Annotated in this window: 1 protein-coding gene; it reads right to left on the bottom strand. The window is 47.9% G+C overall.

Annotation, left to right across the window (positions count from 1 at the left end; genetic code table 11):
- Positions 1-120 precede the first annotated feature (120 nt).
- Complete coding sequence (locus CRO25_RS32900; protein ID WP_079697764.1) at positions 121-1,299, bottom strand: IS110 family transposase; 1,179 nt, start codon at positions 1,297-1,299, stop codon at positions 121-123.
- Between the last annotated feature and the right edge of the window lie 248 nt (positions 1,300-1,547).

Genomic DNA, 1,547 nt, shown 5'->3' with positions numbered 1-1,547 from the left:
ACAAAAACCAGCTAATGTTTGTCAAGCATTTCTGGTTGGATGAGTTCTCTTTTCGTGGTATACTTTTTCCGACCAACACGAATAACCTCCACGGCTATGGAGGTTTTGGTTAAATATGGATTACACTTGGTAGGGCTGGCCTTTCTGCAAGATGGCGAAAATGTGATGTAACAGCTTGTTTGCGCAGGCGATCACGGCCACCTTGTAGGGCTTGCCCTCGTTTCTTTTTTTCTCGTAGTACGAACGGATTCTTGCATTCGCATTCTTTCGCATTCCACATTGCACCGCTAGATATAGTGAACGTCTGAGCCTTTTAGAGCCTCGTTTCGTGATTCGTGTACTTGTCGCTGTGAACTTTCCTGAACTGAAAATCCCTGGGTCAAGGCCCGCAAACGCTACAAGTTGCTTCGCATCACTAAACTGTTTCACATCACCTAGTTCAGCTACAATGGCTGCGGCCAGTTTCGTTCCAATTCCCGGGATACTTTTCACCAGTCCGACTTCAGGCAGATTTTCTGCGAGTTCCTCCATTTGTTTTTCGAGTTCCTCCAGTTGCCGAATCATCGTCAACAATAAAGAGACCATTCCGAGCAGTGCCTTGCTTTGAGCGGGGCTACGCCGAATTCCTCTCCATTCATCTAGTACTTCCTCCAGTTTTCTCGCTTTTTCATTGGCCCATCGCTTGGAATGGGATCGTCCCGAATTACCCTGAATGACTTCATTCCAATTCGTCACACTTCCCTCCAAACAATGAGACAGCACCATCAATGATGTTGTTGAAAACACATTGTAAAATATCTGCTCATACGCCGGAAAAACTTGCTCCAGCAAGGCTCTGCTGTTCAGCTTCGCCTGCACAAAGATTCCCGTGACAAACTCATGCTGCCGCGTCAAATGCTGTAGCTCTGTAAACGTCTCATCCCAATTTCGATGCGGCTTCACGTCGCCGCGATAGTACATCTCTGCCAGATGCCAAGCATCTGCAGCATCTGTTTTAACTTTGCGTAACTGCGTCCCCTTCGCTCGCTTGGATTGCAAGGGATTCACAATGTAGTAGGTGTAGCCACTCCGATTCAGACAGGACACCAAGGCACGATGGTAATGCCCAGTCGCCTCCAAAACAACCACTGGAGCAACACCCGTTTCGGCTTGAAGGGCCCCTAACACCTCCGTAAATTGTTCGAATCCACTCGCAACATGTTCAATGACGATAGCTTTACCAACGGGCTCATTTCGTTTTTGAAACGCCTGTATCACACTTGAACCTTTAGCGACATCTACACCAACAACAGGTTCCATGTCCTCACTCCTTATCTTTCGTTTCGCCGGTCCTTTCCACGATGGTTCCAAACCCATAGCTTCGCTTGTTATACGGGGTCAACTGCCCCTACCAGCCCAAACATGGTCTTTTGGAGGTCGTGGGAGAACTGTTTTTGTTACGAGGTCCTAGCCCCTAAAACCGCCACGTTCTCCCGGCTTCCCCCATCGTAAAACGACCACAAAAAAAGGCCAACCAGTAATTACTGGCTAACCTGATAATACGAAAA

It is taken from the genome of Paenibacillus sp. RU5M (assembly GCF_900221055.1).
In the GTDB taxonomy this organism is placed as follows: domain Bacteria; phylum Bacillota; class Bacilli; order Paenibacillales; family Paenibacillaceae; genus Paenibacillus; species Paenibacillus marchantiae.
The sequence above is the reverse complement of the archived record's forward strand: the minus strand, read 5'-3'. Positions and strand labels throughout refer to the sequence as shown.

What these genes read in the sequence shown, in the direction of transcription:
- CRO25_RS32900 (WP_079697764.1), bottom strand. Translation starts at nt 1,299, where the DNA reads ATGGAACCTGTTGTTGGTGTAGATGTCGCTAAAGGTTCAAGTGTGATA.